General features: G+C 54.4%; 14 protein-coding genes. 13 read left to right on the top strand and 1 reads right to left on the bottom strand.

Going from position 1 to position 16,992, the window contains the following annotated elements; translation table 11 throughout:
• Positions 1 to 27: 27 nt before the first annotated feature.
• The 5 genes from rpiB to ychF all read left to right on the top strand — a co-directional run bounded on the left by rpiB (position 28) and on the right by ychF (position 5,222).
• Positions 28 to 471 (top strand): ribose 5-phosphate isomerase B, encoded by a 444-nt coding sequence (gene rpiB / locus DWZ54_RS01600; protein WP_118016081.1) that lies wholly within the window; start codon positions 28 to 30, stop codon positions 469 to 471.
• A 347-nt stretch (positions 472 to 818) separates the two neighbouring features.
• On the top strand, positions 819 to 2,063 hold the full coding sequence (iscB, locus tag DWZ54_RS01595) for an RNA-guided endonuclease IscB (RefSeq protein WP_118474224.1): 1,245 nt from the start codon (positions 819 to 821) through the stop codon (positions 2,061 to 2,063).
• A 50-nt stretch (positions 2,064 to 2,113) separates the two neighbouring features.
• Complete coding sequence (gene glyA, locus DWZ54_RS01590; RefSeq protein WP_118016080.1) at positions 2,114 to 3,361, top strand: serine hydroxymethyltransferase; 1,248 nt, start codon at positions 2,114 to 2,116, stop codon at positions 3,359 to 3,361.
• Between the two features lie 21 nt (positions 3,362 to 3,382).
• Entirely contained in the window at positions 3,383 to 4,021 is a 639-nt protein-coding gene (gene upp, locus DWZ54_RS01585) for a uracil phosphoribosyltransferase (protein ID WP_118016079.1), read from the top strand.
• A 94-nt stretch (positions 4,022 to 4,115) separates the two neighbouring features.
• The gene (ychF, locus tag DWZ54_RS01580) at positions 4,116 to 5,222 is read left to right on the top strand and encodes a redox-regulated ATPase YchF (protein ID WP_118474223.1); all 1,107 of its coding nucleotides are present in this window, start codon (positions 4,116 to 4,118) and stop codon (positions 5,220 to 5,222) included.
• Positions 5,223 to 5,402: 180 nt separating this feature from the next.
• On the opposite strand, the gene DWZ54_RS01575 is transcribed toward ychF, so the two are convergent.
• Positions 5,403 to 6,206, bottom strand: coding sequence for a carbon-nitrogen family hydrolase (locus DWZ54_RS01575; protein ID WP_118474222.1), 804 nt, complete (start codon positions 6,204 to 6,206; stop codon positions 5,403 to 5,405).
• Positions 6,207 to 6,264: 58 nt separating this feature from the next.
• Here DWZ54_RS01575 and DWZ54_RS01570 point away from each other — a divergent pair, with 58 nt between their 5' ends.
• The 8 genes from DWZ54_RS01570 (at position 6,265) to alr (ending at position 16,986) form a co-directional block, all read left to right on the top strand.
• Complete coding sequence (locus DWZ54_RS01570) at positions 6,265 to 6,468, top strand: DUF951 domain-containing protein (protein WP_118474221.1); 204 nt, start codon at positions 6,265 to 6,267, stop codon at positions 6,466 to 6,468.
• A 263-nt stretch (positions 6,469 to 6,731) separates the two neighbouring features.
• A complete protein-coding gene (locus DWZ54_RS01565; RefSeq protein ID WP_118474220.1) occupies positions 6,732 to 8,030 on the top strand; it encodes a porin in 1,299 nt (432 codons plus the stop codon).
• A 271-nt stretch (positions 8,031 to 8,301) separates the two neighbouring features.
• Entirely contained in the window at positions 8,302 to 9,618 is a 1,317-nt protein-coding gene (locus DWZ54_RS01560) for an S-layer homology domain-containing protein (protein WP_118474219.1), read from the top strand.
• A 140-nt stretch (positions 9,619 to 9,758) separates the two neighbouring features.
• On the top strand, positions 9,759 to 10,817 hold the full coding sequence (locus DWZ54_RS01555) for a protein tyrosine phosphatase (protein WP_233541582.1): 1,059 nt from the start codon (positions 9,759 to 9,761) through the stop codon (positions 10,815 to 10,817).
• A 237-nt stretch (positions 10,818 to 11,054) separates the two neighbouring features.
• Positions 11,055 to 12,350, top strand: a complete 1,296-nt coding sequence (locus DWZ54_RS01550; protein ID WP_118474217.1) for a putative porin — start codon at positions 11,055 to 11,057, stop codon at positions 12,348 to 12,350.
• Between the two features lie 258 nt (positions 12,351 to 12,608).
• Complete coding sequence (locus tag DWZ54_RS01545) at positions 12,609 to 13,931, top strand: S-layer homology domain-containing protein (RefSeq protein ID WP_118474216.1); 1,323 nt, start codon at positions 12,609 to 12,611, stop codon at positions 13,929 to 13,931.
• Between the two features lie 400 nt (positions 13,932 to 14,331).
• Entirely contained in the window at positions 14,332 to 15,612 is a 1,281-nt protein-coding gene (locus DWZ54_RS01540; protein ID WP_118474215.1) for an S-layer homology domain-containing protein, read from the top strand.
• Positions 15,613 to 15,876: 264 nt separating this feature from the next.
• The gene (gene alr, locus DWZ54_RS01535; protein WP_118474214.1) at positions 15,877 to 16,986 is read left to right on the top strand and encodes an alanine racemase; all 1,110 of its coding nucleotides are present in this window, start codon (positions 15,877 to 15,879) and stop codon (positions 16,984 to 16,986) included.
• Positions 16,987 to 16,992: the final 6 nt, after the last annotated feature.

Here is a 16,992-nt window from a genome sequence, read left to right as displayed (position 1 = left end):
GTGACTGTAGAAAGGTGGAACAGCAGCATGAACATCACGATTGGCAGCGACCACGGTGCCGTGGCCCTCAAGGAAGAAGTCAAGATGGTCCTGAAGGAATATGAGGATATCAAGGTGACGGATGTCGGCACCTTTGGCACGACCTCTGTCGATTATCCGGATATTGCCGAGAAGGTCTGCGCAGACGTCGTCAGCGGCAAGGCTGACCGCGGCATCGTGCTCTGCGGCACGGGCATCGGCATCTCGATTGCAGCCAACAAGATCAAGGGCATCCGCTGCGCGCTCTGCAACGACGTGTATTCGGCCAAGATGTCCCGTCAGCACAACAATGCCAATGTCCTCGCCATGGGCGGCCGCGTGCTGGGCTTCGGTCCTGCAGGCGAGATTGTCCGCGCCTGGGTGGAAGGCGAATTCGAGGGCGGCCGTCATGAGCGCCGCATCAACAAGATCGCCGCACTTGAGGAAAAATAAGAATACAATAGCTTTTGGCTCTGTCAATGACCACTTGGTAAGGACGAATTGTTAAGTAGACGATAACATCGAAAAATGTGCTCATAAGTGGGCAAATATTCTTGTGGGTACATGCTTAACGAGCCGTCTCTAGCCCAAGTGACCGTGTTCAGTGAAAACTGTTTGCGGGATGAACTACGTTATCGGGAAAAGTTAAAAAACCACCTGCGGGTGTACTTTCAGCCTGCTGCTCTGGGAGTGCCAACCAAGAAACACCGCTAATGCCTTGTGGTGACAACAGGGAAACACATGAACTTCCGATGACTTGGGCACGAAGGAAAATTCTCCAAAAATGGAAGGTGGCAGAGATGCCTAATATTAAGAAATATGCGTTCGTTTTGGACGCTGAAGGGGAACAGCTCGACCCCACAATCGAGCAAAATGCTTGGCGACAGGTTCGCCAGCATAAGGCAAAGCTGGTGTCGAGGTTCCCTATGGTTATCCAACTGAATAAGGTGGTGGATATTCCAAATACCGACGAAATCCGTTGCGGTATCGACGACGGTGCGAACCATGTTGGTATTGCTCTAGTGCAGAAGTGCCAGACTCGCAACAAAGTGCTCTTTAAGGGCATAATCGAGCAACGCAAGGACGTAAAGAAAAAAATTGAGCAGCGTCGTAGCTATCGTCGTTACCACAGGTATCATAAGCATTATCGCCCTGCAAGGTTCAACAATCGTGCCTCATCAAGACGCAGCGGGAGGCTTATGCCATCCATTATTCAACGCAAACAGGCAACCATGAGGGTTATTGATCGATTACGTCAGTGGATTCGCATGGATGGGTACTGGCTTGAGGACGTAAAGATTGACATTCGGGCACTGACTGATGGCTATAAACCGTATCACTGGCAGTATCAGAAATCGAACCGTCTGGACACCAACCTCCGTATTGCGGCAATCTTCCGTGACAACTGCAAGTGCATGGAATGCGGCAAGGAAAATACCCGCTTCGAGGTACATCACATCACTCCAAAAAAGAAAGGCGGGGCCGATACGATCAGCAATCTGATTACGCTTTGCCCGAAATGTCATGCTCGAACATTCGGCAGAGAAATGCAATTTGCCGATAAGTATTATAAGATGATTGGTCCCGCAGGTCATATCGAAGGCTTGGACGACGCCCAGCGGGTCATGCAGGGCAAGCATTGGTTTAGGGAACAGCTACAAAGTCGTGCCCCCCTGGTATTAACCACAGGCGGCGACACAGCAAACAAGCGTGAAGACTGGAATATTATAAAGACACATTCCAACGACGCTATTTGTATTGCGGATTTAGAACCTGAATCGGTTGACATTGAGGAATGGTCAATCAAGCCTATGCGCCGAAAAAGCAAGGCTGGTGTGAATGAGGTTTGTGGTTTCCGTCATCGTGATTATGTGTCTTACACATACCGCAACGGGGAAACGCATGCAGGTTATGTGACCGCAATGTATCCGGAGATTCATGCGTTGAATTTCCAAGCCCCAACAAAACACTGCAAAAAGGCCAATGCCTTGAAGTGCAGGCTTATCTGGAGATTCGATAAGATTTATTGGTTCAAATGTGCTTAATGGTTCATATTCGAGCACGTTTGTTTATATTTTTAGAGGGAGGCCCCGCAATGGATTTAATGGAATCGCTCAAACAGTCTGACCCCGAAGTATCGGCAGCAATCGACAAGGAGCTCAACCGTCAGCGCACGAAACTCGAGCTCATCGCTTCGGAGAACATCGTCTCGAAGGCCGTGATGGAAGCTCAGGGCAGCGTGCTCACGAACAAGTACGCGGAAGGCTATCCGGGTAAACGCTATTACGGCGGCTGCGAATTCGTCGATGTCGTCGAACAGCTGGCCATTGACCGCGCCAAGAAGCTCTTTGGCGCTGCGTACGCAAATGTGCAGCCGCATTCCGGCGCACAGGCCAACATGGCCGTTTTCTTCGCCCTGCTGCAGCCGGGCGATACGGTCATGGGCATGAACCTCACGGACGGCGGCCATCTCACGCATGGCAGCCCCGTCAACATGAGCGGCAAGTACTTCAAAATCGTGCCGTACGGCGTTGACAAGGAAACGGAACGCATTGACTACGATGCCCTCGAGAAGAAGGCGGAGGAATGCAAGCCGAAGCTCATCGTCGCCGGTGCTTCCGCCTATGCGCGCATCATCGACTTCCCGCGCCTCGCGGACATCGCGCACAAGGTCGGCGCTTACCTCATGGTCGACATCGCACACATTGCCGGCCTCGTGGCAGCCGGCCTTCATCCGAGTCCGGTCCCGTACGCCGATGTCGTCACGACGACGACGCACAAGACGCTGCGCGGTCCTCGCGGCGGCATGATCCTCTGCAAGGACGCTGAATTCGGCAAGCAGTTCAACAAGGCCGTATTCCCCGGCATCCAGGGCGGCCCGCTCATGCATGTCATCGCGGCCAAGGCCGTAGCGCTCGGCGAGGCCCTGCGTCCGGAATTCAAGGAATATGCGGCACAGACGATCAAGAACGCCAAGGCTCTGGCTGAAACGCTCCAGAACGACGGCTTCCGCATCGTTTCGGGTGGCACGGACAACCACCTGATGCTCGTCGACCTCACGAGCAAGAACATCACGGGCAAGGAAGCGCAGACGGTCCTCGACGAAGTCAACATCACGTCGAACCGCAACACGATCCCGTTCGAGCCGCGCTCCCCGTTCGTCACGAGCGGCATCCGCCTCGGCTCACCGGCACTGACGACGCGTGGCTTCAAGGAAGACGATATGCGCGAAGTCGGCAACATTATCGCACTGGTCCTCAACAATCCGACGGACGAAGCGGCCAAGGACGAAGCACGCCGCCGTGTGGCTGCTCTTTGCGCTAAATATCCGCTTTACGAATGAGAACAAGGGGGCAGAAGAAATATGGCTGAAGAACTCAACGTCCATGTCATCGATCATCCGCTGATCCAGCACAAGCTCACGCTGATGCGCATGAAGGAAACCGGCACGAAGGACTTCCGCGAGCTTCTCGAAGAAATCGCCATGCTCATGACATACGAGATTACGCGCGATTTCCCACTCAAGGAAATCGAGATTGAGACGCCGGTTGCCAAATGCAAGGCCAAGGTGCTTGCCGGCAAGAAAGTCGGCGTCGTGCCCATCCTGCGCGCGGGCCTCGGCATGCTCTCGGGCGTGGCCAATATGATCCCGGCCGCACGCGTCGGCCATGTCGGCATGTACCGCGATCCGAAGACGCTCAAGCCGGTGGAATACTACTGCAAGCTGCCGAGCGACGTGGCGGAGCGCACGCTCATCGTCGTCGACCCGATGCTGGCAACGGGCGGCAGTGCCTCGGCAGCCCTGACGCTGCTCAAGGAAAAAGGGGCGAAATCCTTGATCCTCATGTGCCTCGTGGCTGCGCCGGAGGGCATCCGCGTCATCAACAAGGAACATCCGGATGTGCCGCTTTACGTGGCTGCCGTTGATGAACGCCTCAACGACAAGGGCTATATCGTACCAGGCCTCGGCGATGCCGGTGACCGCATCTTCGGTACGCTCTGAGCATCCAACGCATAAGAATGGCCCCTCCCGCCAGGCTGCTGTCTGTTGAGAGGGGCTTTCTGGATTTGACTATCATGATAAAGGAGTTTTTATTTTGAGTAATTTAGAAGTGGGTATCGTTGGCCTGCCGAATGTCGGCAAGAGCACGCTTTTCAATGCCATCACGAAGGCCGGTGCAGAGGCGGCGAACTTCCCGTTCTGCACGATCGAGCCGAACGTCGGCGTCGTGGCCGTGCCGGATCCGCGCCTGCAGGTACTCCATGAGATGTACAATTCCAAGAAGACGACGCCGGCCACGGTCCGCTTCGTCGACATCGCCGGCCTCGTCAAGGGCGCATCCAAGGGCGAGGGCCTCGGCAACAAATTCCTCGAGCACATCCGCCAGGTCGATGCCGTCGCGCATGTCGTGCGCTGCTTTGTCGACCCGAACATCACGCACGTCGAGGGAGGCATCGACCCGCTGCGCGACATCGACATCATCCAGACGGAACTCTGCCTGGCTGACCTCGAGATCGTCGAGAAACGCATCATGAAGCTCGCCAAGATCGCGAAATCCGGCAACAAGGAAGCGAAGGTAGAGGACGAAATCCTGCGCCGCATCAAGGCTGCACTCGACGAAGGCACGCCGGCCCGCCAGGTCGATCTTTCGGATGATGACCTTGAGCTCATCAAGGAAATGAACCTCCTGACGCTCAAGCCGACGCTCTACGTGACGAATGTCGCCGAGGATGAAGTCGCGACGGCTTACGACGAGAATCCGTACGTGCAGCAGGTCAAGGAATACGCAGCCAAGGAAGGTGCGGAAGTCGTGGCCATCTCGGCCAGGGTTGAGTCAGAAATCGCCGAACTCGACCCTGAGGAAGCCAAAGCGTTCCTCGAGGACCTCGGCGAAACGGAGAGCGGCCTCGACCGTCTCATCAAGGCTGCTTTCGATCTCCTGGGCCTCCAGACGTTCCTGACGGCCGGCCCCGATGAATGCCGTGCCTGGACGATTGTCAAGGGGACGACGGCACCGAAGGCTGCCGGCAAGATTCATACGGATTTCGAACGCGGCTTCATTCGTGCCGAAATCGTCAATTACGATGATCTCGTAGCTGCCGGCAGCGTGGCCGCAGCCCGCGAAAAAGGACAGGTCCGCGTCGAAGGCAAGGATTATGTCATGCAGGACGGCGACGTTGTTAACTTCCGCTTCAACGTTTGATAGAAACGGTCTCCTCTGGGGCTCTGAAGGAACGGGATGCCGGTGACATCGGGCCGTAAGGGCAAAAAAGGGGCATGACCCCTTTATACGGCTGGCGCCGCTAGCTGTCCCAAAGGGGAAGCCTTTCCTAAAAAGAAAAGCCGCCTGGACTTGATTTTGCAGGCGGCTTTTCTCATGCCTTTATCGGTGTGTCGTGTATAGTTCGGGGCGGCGGTCGGCGCGTACCGGGATATCCTGGCGGATATGGCGGCAGAGCACGGGGCGCAGGTTCGCCGTGAGGATGGACTGCTCCGTATCGGCCTCGGCCAGGATCTCACCCCAGGGATCAATGATGGCCGAATGACCGGCCAGATGATTGCCCTGTTCGTCCGTGCCGGCCTCATTGGCCGCGACGACGAACATCTGGTTCTCGATGGCCCGTGCGCGCGTCAGGACCCGCCAGTGCGTCAGACGGCTCTCCGGCCAGGCGGCCGGCAGGAACAGGATATCGATGCCGGAGAGTGCCAGCTTCTGGATGAATTCAGGGAAGCGCAGGTCGTAGCAGATCGCGAAGCCGCATTTCACGCCGTCGAGCTCGCACGTAATGAGCTGGCTGCCCGGCTGGAAATCCTTTGCTTCGCCGCTCGGCGAGAACAGATGGACCTTGTCGTACCGCGTCACGAGATCGCCGAGCCGGTCGTAGACGAAACAGGTGTTGTAGACTTTCGGGCCTTCCTTGTCTGTGGCGACATTGGCCACGGTGCCGCCGACGATGTTGACGCCGTAGTGTGCGGCGAGCAGTGCGAGCGTCTGGCGCGCCTCACGACCGTCGCGGTCTGCGAGCGGCGCGATGGGCTTCGGGTAAAAGCCGAGGCGCCAAAGCTCGGGCAGCACGAGTACATCCGGCTTGTCACGCATGGCATCCTTGGCCATGGCTTTGAGCGTGGCGATATTGGCTTCCGGGCGCCCAAAGGCGACCGGCATTTGCAGAATAGAGACTTTCATGGGGCGTATCTGTCCTCCTTATTGATACACGGTCCTTTTAAGAAAGGAGTAATTGATTATGACGAATCCAACGTATGCCGTCGGGGATATCGTGCGCATGAAGAAAGCGCATCCCTGCGGTTCGCATGAATGGGAAATCCTGCGCACAGGCATGGATTTTCGTCTGAAATGCCAGGGATGCGGCCATCTCGTTATGATGCCGCGCACGAAATTCGAACGTCTCGTCCGTGAAATCGTGCGTCATGCTGAAACGGTAGATTAAAATAATCGCTCTTATTGTACCACAGTTTTTTCATAAATGTGTATGATTTTCTTTCCTATTGTTACCGAGTTCTTATTGAAGAATTAATCTTTAATGAGAAAACTTGCTTCTCCACAGATGGTATGTTAATATAAGCATGTTGTTCGTACCGGATAGACGGGAAAGGGACAGGCTGAGGAAACATGGCAACTCATGGTTGTCCTCCTGTGAAACGGTTAGAGCAACTCGTTGTTTTTTCTGTTTTTATGAAGGAGGAGTTTCTCATGAAGAAGACTCTCGTATCCGCACTGACGACGGCTCTCGTTGTCGGCGCTGCCAGCACGACGTTTGCTGCTGCCAACCCGTTCTCCGATGTACCGGCTGACCACTGGGCTTACGACGCTGTATCCCAGCTCGCAGCTGACGGTGTCATCGAAGGCTATGGCGACACGACGTTCCGTGGCAACCAGAACATCACGCGTTATGAGATGGCTCAGATGATCGCCAAGGCTATGGCCAAGAGCGATGTTTCCGCTGCTGATAAGGCCCTCATCGACAAGCTCGCTGCTGAGTTCTCCGATGAGCTCAACAACCTCGGTGTTCGCGTCAGCAACCTCGAGCGCAACGCTGATAAAGTAAAGTGGACGGGTGAGGCTCGTTACACCTACACGAGCCAGCGCGATGAGCAGGCAAATGGCTCCCAGAAGAAGGACAACACGGATAAGCTCCAGTTCCGTCTCTATCCGACGGCTGAAGTCAACAACAACTGGCATGTAAAGGCTCGTCTGACGGCTTCCACGCTCATGGACAAAGATGCAGGCAAGGATGACAGTGATAAAGTTGAACTGACGTATGTCTATGCAGACGGCCAGTACAACAACTTCGACGTCAAACTCGGTAAGATGCCGCTGTACTCTGTTGCCGATGACGGCCTCGTAGTCGATGACTTCTTCTCCGGTGCTCAGGTTAACTTCGGCAAAGACCTCAAGGCTACGCTCGAAGCTGGCCGTTATGACCTCGACCGTGCACAGGATAACTTCAAAGATGCTGTTAAAGAATCCACGGCTGACAAAGCTGCGAACTACCAGGGCATTGAGCTCAACTACGGTCCGAACAAGTTCCGTATGGGCGCTTCCTACCGTCATTTCAACAGCGCAGCCTTCAAGGATGTTGAGAACTACCGCAACGGCACGTCCGAATCCGATGATGCCAACATCTGGTCCGTTGGCGCTGGCTACAGATTCGACCACAACTGGGATCTCTTCGGTGCTTTCGCTCAGAACACGGAAGCTGACAACAACGATACGGCTCACAGCATCCAGCTCTCCTATAAGGGCACGGATATTGCCAACAAGGGCACGTGGGGCGCTTATGCCGCTTATCGTTACCTCGGCAACAACGCTGTCGTCCTGCCGACGTATGATACGGCTCACAGCCATGTCAACGAGAAGGGTTGGGAAGTCGGTGCAAGCTACGTTCCGTTCACGAACGTCTACACGGCTATCGAGTACTTCGACGGCAAGGACCTCGCTACGGATCGCGATGCCAAGACGCTGTTCGGCCGCGTAAGCTTCTTCTTCTGATGACGGCTTCCGTTTTCGGATTTCCAAGCAACAAATACGAAAAGACCTTCCTGCGGGAAGGTCTTTTTTGTACGCGTGATATGAACAAATTTTAGAATAATATTAGAAAATGTATTGCCAGAAAATTTGAATCATGATACAATAAATACAATCGCTGCTGAACAAGAAGCTTGAGATGCTTGAGGAAACAAGGAAACTCGGCATATGAGCGGATGCGGACGGCAGTGAGAAGGATTACATCTTTACTTGTATTTGAAAAGGAGTTGTCCTCATGAAAAAGACACTGGCAACCACACTGACGACAGCGCTGGTCATTGGCGCAGCCTCTACGACGTTTGCAGCAGCAAACCCCTTTTCCGATGTACCTGCCGACCACTGGGCGTATGATGCGGTGACGCAGCTCGCACAAGACGGCGTCATCGAAGGCTATGGCGATACGACCTTCCGCGGCAATCAGAGCATCACGCGCTACGAGATGGCACAGATGGTCGCAAAGGCCATGGCACGCACGGACGTATCGGCCAGCGACAAGGCTCTCATCGACAAGCTCGCGGCAGAGTTCTCCGATGAGCTCAGCAATCTCGGCGTGCGCGTCGCGAACCTCGAGCGCAATGCCGACAAGGTCAAGTGGACCGGCGAGGCCCGTTACCGCTACTGGAGCAACCGCGTAGAAGATCGCGAGGCTTCGAAGCATAATGGTGACGGCAAGGATAAGCAGAACAAGGATACCCTGCTCTTCCGTCTGTATGCCACGGGTGAGATCAATGATAACTGGCGTGTTGTCGGACGTCTCGATGCCACGACGAATATGACTTCCGACAACGGCGGCTCGGGTAAGACTGATAATGTTAAGCTCACGCGTATCTTTGCACAGGGTGACTACACGAACTTCCAGGTCCGCCTCGGCAAGCAGCCGTTCTTCTCGACTGAGACGAACGGCCTGCTCTTCGATGATAACTTCAGCGGTGCCGGCATCACGTTTGGCAAGCAGCTCAAGGCGACCATTGAAGCCGGCCGCTGGAATCTCGAAAAGGCCGATGAAGTTGTAGCTGCTGCTGCAGGAAAGAAGGACACAGCAGCCAATTACCAGGGCATCATGCTCAACTACGCTCCGAATAAGCTCACGCTCGGTGCAGGCTACCGCCATCTCGGCAGCGATGCCTTCAAGGGCGTTGATTCCTACAGCAACAGCAAGGATGTCGCCAATCGTGAGGATTCGGCACAAATCTGGTCGCTCGGCGCTGCATACCGCTTCGACCGCAACTGGAACCTCGAAGGCGCATATGCGGAAAACACGAAGGCTGACAACTTCAAGACGGCTCACAACATCCAGCTTTCCTACAAGGGTGCAAACCGGGCCAATGCCGGCAGCTGGGGTATGTACGCCGCTTATCGTTACCTCGGTGAGAACGTCGCGGTGAACTCCACGTACGACACGTTCCTCAACAATACGAAGGGGTGGGACTTCGGTGTAGATTACACGCCGCTCAAGAACACGTACGCCGCCGTCTGGTACTTCGACGGCAAGCAGCTCGCAAACGACAAGAGCGCCAAAGTCCTCTACGGCCGTCTGAGCTACTACTTCTGATTTTTGGGTATCCCTCCATTTCCAATATAGCAACAAGCAGGAAAAGCGCAGCCATTCGCCATGTGGCTGTGCTTTTTCTGTGCACGTTTGGCAGGGAAGGAGTATAATGGGGGCAGCATATGATACTAGGAGGGATAATCATGAAGAACAAGAAGATGTGCCTGGCCCTGGGGTTGGCAATTTATTTGGGCAGTGCGCAGCTGCCGGGGGTATCGCTGGCCGCGGCTCAGCCAGATGTGGCCGCAGCAGCTCAGACGACGGCCGCAGCCGTGACGACGGACAAGCCGGGCGCGATTGACGCAGCGAAGTATGCGGGCTATATCTGGCGGCTCGATGCGAAGGACCGCGAGCAGCTGCCGCGCAACTTCCGCACGGTGAATTCCGCGTACCGTACGGAGGTCAATCGGCAGAAAACGGGGAAGGACTTTGTGGCAAAGCCGACGCGCGAAGGGCTGTCGAACCTCAATATGTCGGGCAGCGCACAGTTCTCGGCGGGGGAGCTGGCCGTCATGGTGCCCGTGCTCAAGGCGCAGGCCAAAGGCCCCATCTACATCGTGGATCTGCGTCAGGAAGCACATGGCTTCGTCAATGGAGATGCCGTCAGCTGGTACGGGGCGCACGACTGGGGCAATATCGGCAAGACGCATGCCGAGGCCCTGAAGGATGAACATGCGCGCCTGCGCCGCATCCGCGGCAAGGTCGTGACGGTCGCGAAGCTCAATGGCGACAAGAAGCCCATCCTGCCGCGCCACGTCAAGGCGGAGCAGGTCATGGACGAGCAGCAGCTGGTCAGGAAGAACGGCCTGCGTTACTATCGCATCACGGCGACGGATCATATCTGGCCATCACCGGAACATATCGATGCCTTCATCGCTTTTTCGCGCAAGCTGCCCAAGGACGCTTGGCTCCATTTTCATTGTCAGGCCGGGCAGGGTCGCACGACGACTTACATGGCCCTTTACGACATGATGAAGAATCCGCAGCTGCCGCTTGCGGACATTGTCTCGCGCCAGTACCTGCTGGGCGGTGCCGACATCTCGTATACCATCGCGAATCCGAAGCCGGGCCAGTGGAAAGCGCCGTATTACGAAGAAAAGGCCAGGATGCTGCCGAAGTTCTACGCCTACGTGCAGGCGAACCATGCCGATGGTTTCCGGATGACCTGGAGCCAGTGGCTCAGGGAACATCCGGAGACATAAGAGACTAGCGAAGATTCGTTCTTATCGTGATTTAAGCGATATTTTACTCACCTTTAATGGTAATTGACTCAGTCAAGTATTATAATGAAGTTGTTCCAAGGGAAGGAAGCAAGGAAGAGCCGAGGAAACATGGCCACTCTGATTTCTCCTGCCTCCGGCCTGCGGAACAGCCGGCTTTCCAATAGGGGGAAAGCGCTCCGCTAGGGCATAGACCCTGCATAAAAGGAGGAATTCATTATGAAAAAGACTCTTGTATCTGCATTGACGACGGCTCTTGTTGTCGGTGCTGCCAGCACGACGTTTGCCGCTACGAACCCGTTCTCTGATGTCCCGTCCGACCACTGGGCATACGACGCTGTATCCCAGCTTGCCGCTGATGGCGTCATCGAAGGCTATGGCGATACGACATTCCGCGGCAACCAGAACATCACGCGTTATGAGATGGCGCAGATGATCGCAAAGGCCATGGCCAAGAGCGATGTCTCCGCTGCCGACAAGGCGCTCATCGACAAACTCGCCGCTGAGTTCGCCGATGAACTCAACAATCTCGGCGTCCGCGTCAGCAACCTCGAGCGCAATGCCGACAAGGTGAAATGGAATGGCGAAGCCCGCTACACCTACACGAGCACGCGCGACAAATCCAAGACGGACAGCAAGAGCAACGATGACGAGCTGCTGCTGCGTCTCGAGCCGTCGGCTGAGGTCAACGACCACTGGCATGTCAATGCCCGTCTCGATGCTTCAACGGACCTCGCCGAGGATAAAGGCGACGGCAACCATGGTGGCTCTCAGGATACGAATGTGACGCTGCAGCGCATCTGGGCAGAAGGCCAATACGGCACGACGAACATCAAGCTCGGCAAGCTGCCAATGCAGATCGATGACAACCTGCTCTTCGATGATGAGATTTCCGGCGCCGCCATCACGACGGGCAAGGACCTCAAGCTCACGCTGCAGGCCGGCCGTTTCGATCTCAATGGTGATACGAACAACAAAGCCGTCCAGATTGCGGATGAGAAGGCCGATGATGCTGCCAACATGCAGAGCGTAGGCCTGCAGTACGGCAAGGATAAGTTCAGCATCGGCGCTGCCTACCATCATCTGAACAGCGATGCCTTCACGAAGATGGGCCCGTCCTACAAGGCCAGCGGCGATGAGGACAATGCCGATATCTGGAGCGCCAACCTCCACTACGCATTTGACAAGAACGTTGCACTCGGCGGTGTCTATGCCGAGAACACGAAGGCTGACGATTACGAGAAGGCCGGCACGGTCGAGCTCGACTACAAGGGCGCACAGCAGGAAAACAAGGGCACGTGGGGCGCTTATGCCGCTTATCGTTACCTCGGCCAGAACGTAGCCTTTGACCCGTCCTATGATGGCGCCTGGGCCGGCACGAAGGGCTGGGAAGTCGGCACGAACTACACGCTCTTCAAGAACACGGTCGCCAGCCTCAAGTACTTCAACGGCGAGAAGCTGGACAGCGGCAAGGATGCCGAGAAACTCTTCGGCCGCGTCGAGTTCTTCTTCTAATCCTGTTTTCCCTATCCAAAAGACTTCCTCTGCGGAGGAGGTCTTTTTTGGCCATGATATTGTTAAAAAAATGTTACAAATTTACAAGATATCACCGACTCCTCTTTACAATAATATTTGAATTATGTTAGAATGTTAATTAATCATTAGGAAATAAGAAGAAATGCTGTATGAGGAAACAAGGGTGCTCATAAGAAGCATATCTTCTGATTTCTATTGATGCAGACTGTTCATCTATTTCAGAAGGAGGAGTTTCTTATGAAGAAGACTCTCGTATCTGCACTGACGACGGCTCTCGTTGTCGGCGCTGCCAGCACGACGTTTGCTGCTGCCAACCCGTTCTCCGATGTACCGGCTGACCACTGGGCATACGACGCTGTATCCCAGCTCGCAGCTGACGGTGTCATCGAAGGCTATGGCGACACGACGTTCCGTGGCAACCAGAACATTACGCGTTATGAGATGGCTCAGATGATCGCCAAGGCTATGGCCAAGAGCGATGTCTCCGCTGCTGATAAGGCCCTCATCGACAAACTCGCTGCTGAGTTCTCCGATGAGCTCAACAACCTCGGCGTCCGCGTCAGCAATCTCGAGCGCAACGCTGATATGGTTAAGTGGAACGGCATGGCTCGTTATACGTATACGCATGATAAATATGAATATAAAGATCTGGAAGGAAAGGACAAGAACAATGAGCTGCTTTTCCGTCTCGAGCCGTCCGCTGAAGTCAACGATCACTGGCATGTAAAGGCACGTCTCGAGGCCAAGACGGATCTTAAGAGCGACCAGGGCAATGATGGCAAGGTTTCTCTGAAGCGCATCTGGGCACAGGGTGATTACAGCAATTTCCAGGTCAAACTCGGTAAACTCCCGAGCACGGTCAATAATACGCTCGTATACGATAATCCGTATTCCGGTGCAGCTGTAACGTTCGGCAAGAACCTTAAGGCTACGCTCGAGGCTGGCCGCGTCGGCACTGATGAATTGAGCAACACGTTGAATGGCAAAGGCGTTCGGGGAACTATCACGAAAGCCATCTTGGATGATGATTATCCTATTGATAAGGCAGCTAGTTATCAGGGCATCGGTCTTGCCTACAATGATGGCAGCAAGCTGACGGGTCGTGCCGGTTATCAGCATTTTGACTGGAACGCTGACGATGTTGACAACGATGATGTCGGCATTTGGTCAGTTGGCGCCAACTATCGCTTCGACAAGAACGTTGCATTCGATGCTTCGTATGCGAAGTCGAATCGTAGCCTGACGGATTATTACAAGGATCTTAAGGGTGACGACAATCAGGATAAGTCGTATGCTTTTGAACTCGACTATAAGGGTGCTCAGAAGCAGAATGTCGGTACCTGGGGGGCATGGGTCGCTTACCGTTACCTCGGTGCATTAACGTCTGTGAAGCCGACCTACGATGGCATCCATGAAGGCTATAAGGGCTGGGAAGTCGGCATGAACTATACGCCGTTCCAGAATGTCGTCGGCACGCTGCGTTATGGCGACACGAAGAATCTCTATGAGAATGATCTCAAAGACAAAGTGTTCTTCGGCCGTATCGAAGTATTCTTCTAATCTTCAAGGCTTGAAAGAATAGTTTAATAAGAGCAGGCATTTTGCTTCGTGAGAAGTGAGATGCCTGCTTTTCTAATTGTCGGTTATTTATTTAAAAATAGAACAAAATATCGCTTTACACAGAAACAAATTCTTTTGTTTTGATGATGTTGTGCGTATTTTATAATAAAATATTCTTTGTTTTTTAACAGTCCTCTTTCTTCAATAAGGAAAATCTTGCGTTTTATTAAGAAAATCTTATTTTAAGATTGCAATATATTTAACACTATGCTAAAATAAAGCCTGACCGATGGGAATCGGGAGATATGGAATTTGAGGAAACATGGATACTCATAAGGAACATACCTTCCAATGTCCTACCGGGGCGCATTTTTATCTGTTTCAGAAGGAGGAGTTTCTTATGAAGAAGACTCTCGTATCCGCACTGACGACGGCTCTCGTTGTCGGCGCTGCCAGCACGACGTTTGCTGCTGCCAATCCGTTCTCCGATGTACCGGCTGACCACTGGGCATACGACGCTGTATCCCAGCTCGCAGCTGATGGTGTCATCGAAGGCTATGGCGACACGACGTTCCGTGGCAACCAGAACATCACGCGTTATGAGATGGCTCAGATGATCGCCAAGGCTATGGCCAAGAGCGATGTCTCCGCTGCTGATAAGGCACTCATCGACAAACTCGCTGCTGAGTTCTCCGATGAGCTCAACAACCTCGGCGTCCGCGTCAGCAACCTCGAGCGCAACGCTGATATGGTTAAGTGGAACGGCAAGATTGAGTACACGTACAAGAGCCTCCGCGACAAAGATACGACGGATCCGGATCAGAAAAAGAAGAACAGCGATCACCTGCTGTTCCGCCTCGAGCCGACGGCTGAAGTTAACAGCAACTGGCATGTACATGCCCGTCTCGATGCTTCCACGGAAATGGATAGCGATTCCCCGGCTAAAGATGCCCCGAATGAAGATAAAGTCGACCTTAAGCGTGTATGGGCACAGGGCAACTACAACAACTTCCAGGTTAAGCTCGGTAAGTTCGCGCAGATCGATGACGACAGCATCTTCGATACGACGTTCTCCGGTGCTGAAGTTTCGTTCGGCAACAAAGTAACGTTCACGGCTGGTGCTGGTCGTCTTGATGCTGATGATTATGTAACGACGAAGAAGGACGTTGTTACGGATGATGCTGCTAACTATCAGTATGCTGGCCTCGGATATGCAGCTGGCAAGTTTGTCGGCGGTGTTGACTATCATCACCTCAATGCTGATAACTTTGCATATGAGAAGAAGCATGCAAATGACCAGATTGAAGATAATGCCAACATCTGGCTCGTCAAGGCCGCTTATCAGTTCGATAAGACGAATGGCCTGAACGGCTTCTATGCCAACAACACGTCGGCTGATGATTTCGACAAGGCTTGGAGCACTGAGTATGACTACAAGGGCGCACAGGCTGAGAACAAAGGCACTTGGGGTGCTTGGGCAGCTTATCGCTACCTCGGCCAGAACACGGCTCTGTTCTCCACGTTCGATGCTATTCTCCCAGGCCAGAAGGGTTGGGAAGTCGGCGCCAACTACGCTCCATTCAAGAACATCGTTGCGACGCTGCGTTATGGCAACGGCAAGGATCTCTCCTCTGACAACAAGGTTGAGAACCTCTTCGGCCGTGTTGAGTTCTTCTTCTAATCGTTCGATTAGCAGAACTCAATTGCATATGAAAGACCTCCGCTTCGGCGGAGGTCTTTTTGTGTGCTCTTTTAGCAGGGGACAGCTTTTGCTTTGTGCGGATAGCCTTCTCCGCGCACGGAGAAGGTGGCCCGCAGGGCCGGAAGAGGTCCATGGGCATATATGGTGGGAATGAGCGTGGAAAAAACTGTCGGTGCTTGACTTTTCAAGGGCGTGTAGTAAACTGATTAAGGAATGCAACATTATAGAAAAGGGGAGTTTTTCATGCCGAATCGTGCGGCTTGGGCGGAGATTGACCTGGGCGCTTTGAGACATAATTATGAGGAAATCAAAAAGAATATTCGCGGCGGCGCAAAGCTCTGTGCGGTCGTCAAGGCCGATGCTTACGGGCATGGTGCCGTGGCTGTCGCGCGTGTAGCCGTGGAAGCCGGGGCCGCGTATCTCGCGGTCGCGACGCTTGGCGAGGCCATTGAGCTGCGCGAAGCGGGCTTCACGACGCCAATCCTCCTCCTGGGCCTTGTGCTGCCTGACGAGGCGCGCGACATCGTCGATTACGATGTGACGCAGGTCGTCTGCGAGCTGCCGCTCGCGGAGGCAATCTCCCGCGAGGCCGTGCGCCAGCACAAGGTGGCTAAGGTACACCTCAAGGTCGAGACGGGCATGGGCCGCATCGGCATCCGTCCGGAAGAAATCGGCGCTTTGGCTGCCGAGGTCAAGGCCCTGCCGAATATTGAAATCGAAGGCATGTTCTCTCATTTCGCCATGGCGGACAGCAGGGACAAGACGTACACGAAGGGGCAGCTCGTGAAGTTCGAGCAGGCGCTCAAGGCCGTCAAGGACGCCGGCGTTGACCTCAAGCTCCGCCATATCGCGGAGTCGGCCGCTATCCTCGAGATTCCCGAGGCACATTACGATATGGTGCGCGCCGGCGTCATCCAGTACGGGATGTGGCCGTCCGATGAAGTCACGCATCCGATTAATCTCAAACCGGTCATGAAGCTCTGCGCCAAGGTCGTTTTCATGAAGACTCTGCACAAGGGCGAGAGCATCGGCTACGGCCGTCAGTTCATCGCAGCGCGCGAGAGCCGCATTGCAACACTGCCAATCGGCTATGCGGACGGCTATATCCGCGCGTACGGCAATGGCGGCAGCGTTTCGTTCGGCGGCCGCCGCGCGCCGATTGCGGGCCGCGTCTGCATGGATCAGGTCATGGTCGATGTGACGGATTTGCCGGATGTCAAGGAAGGCGATACAGCTGTGCTGTTCGGCGATGACGATATCACGGCCGATGAAGCGGCCGGCTGGCTCAACACCATCAATTATGAGGTGACCTGCCTCGTTTCGCCGCGCGTGCCGCGCGTCTACAAGGGTTAAAAAATG

Origin of the sequence: Mitsuokella sp. AF33-22 (assembly GCF_003475755.1) — a bacterium.
Lineage (GTDB): Bacteria > Bacillota > Negativicutes > Selenomonadales > Selenomonadaceae > Mitsuokella.
This window is presented reverse-complemented; position numbering and strand designations above follow the sequence as displayed.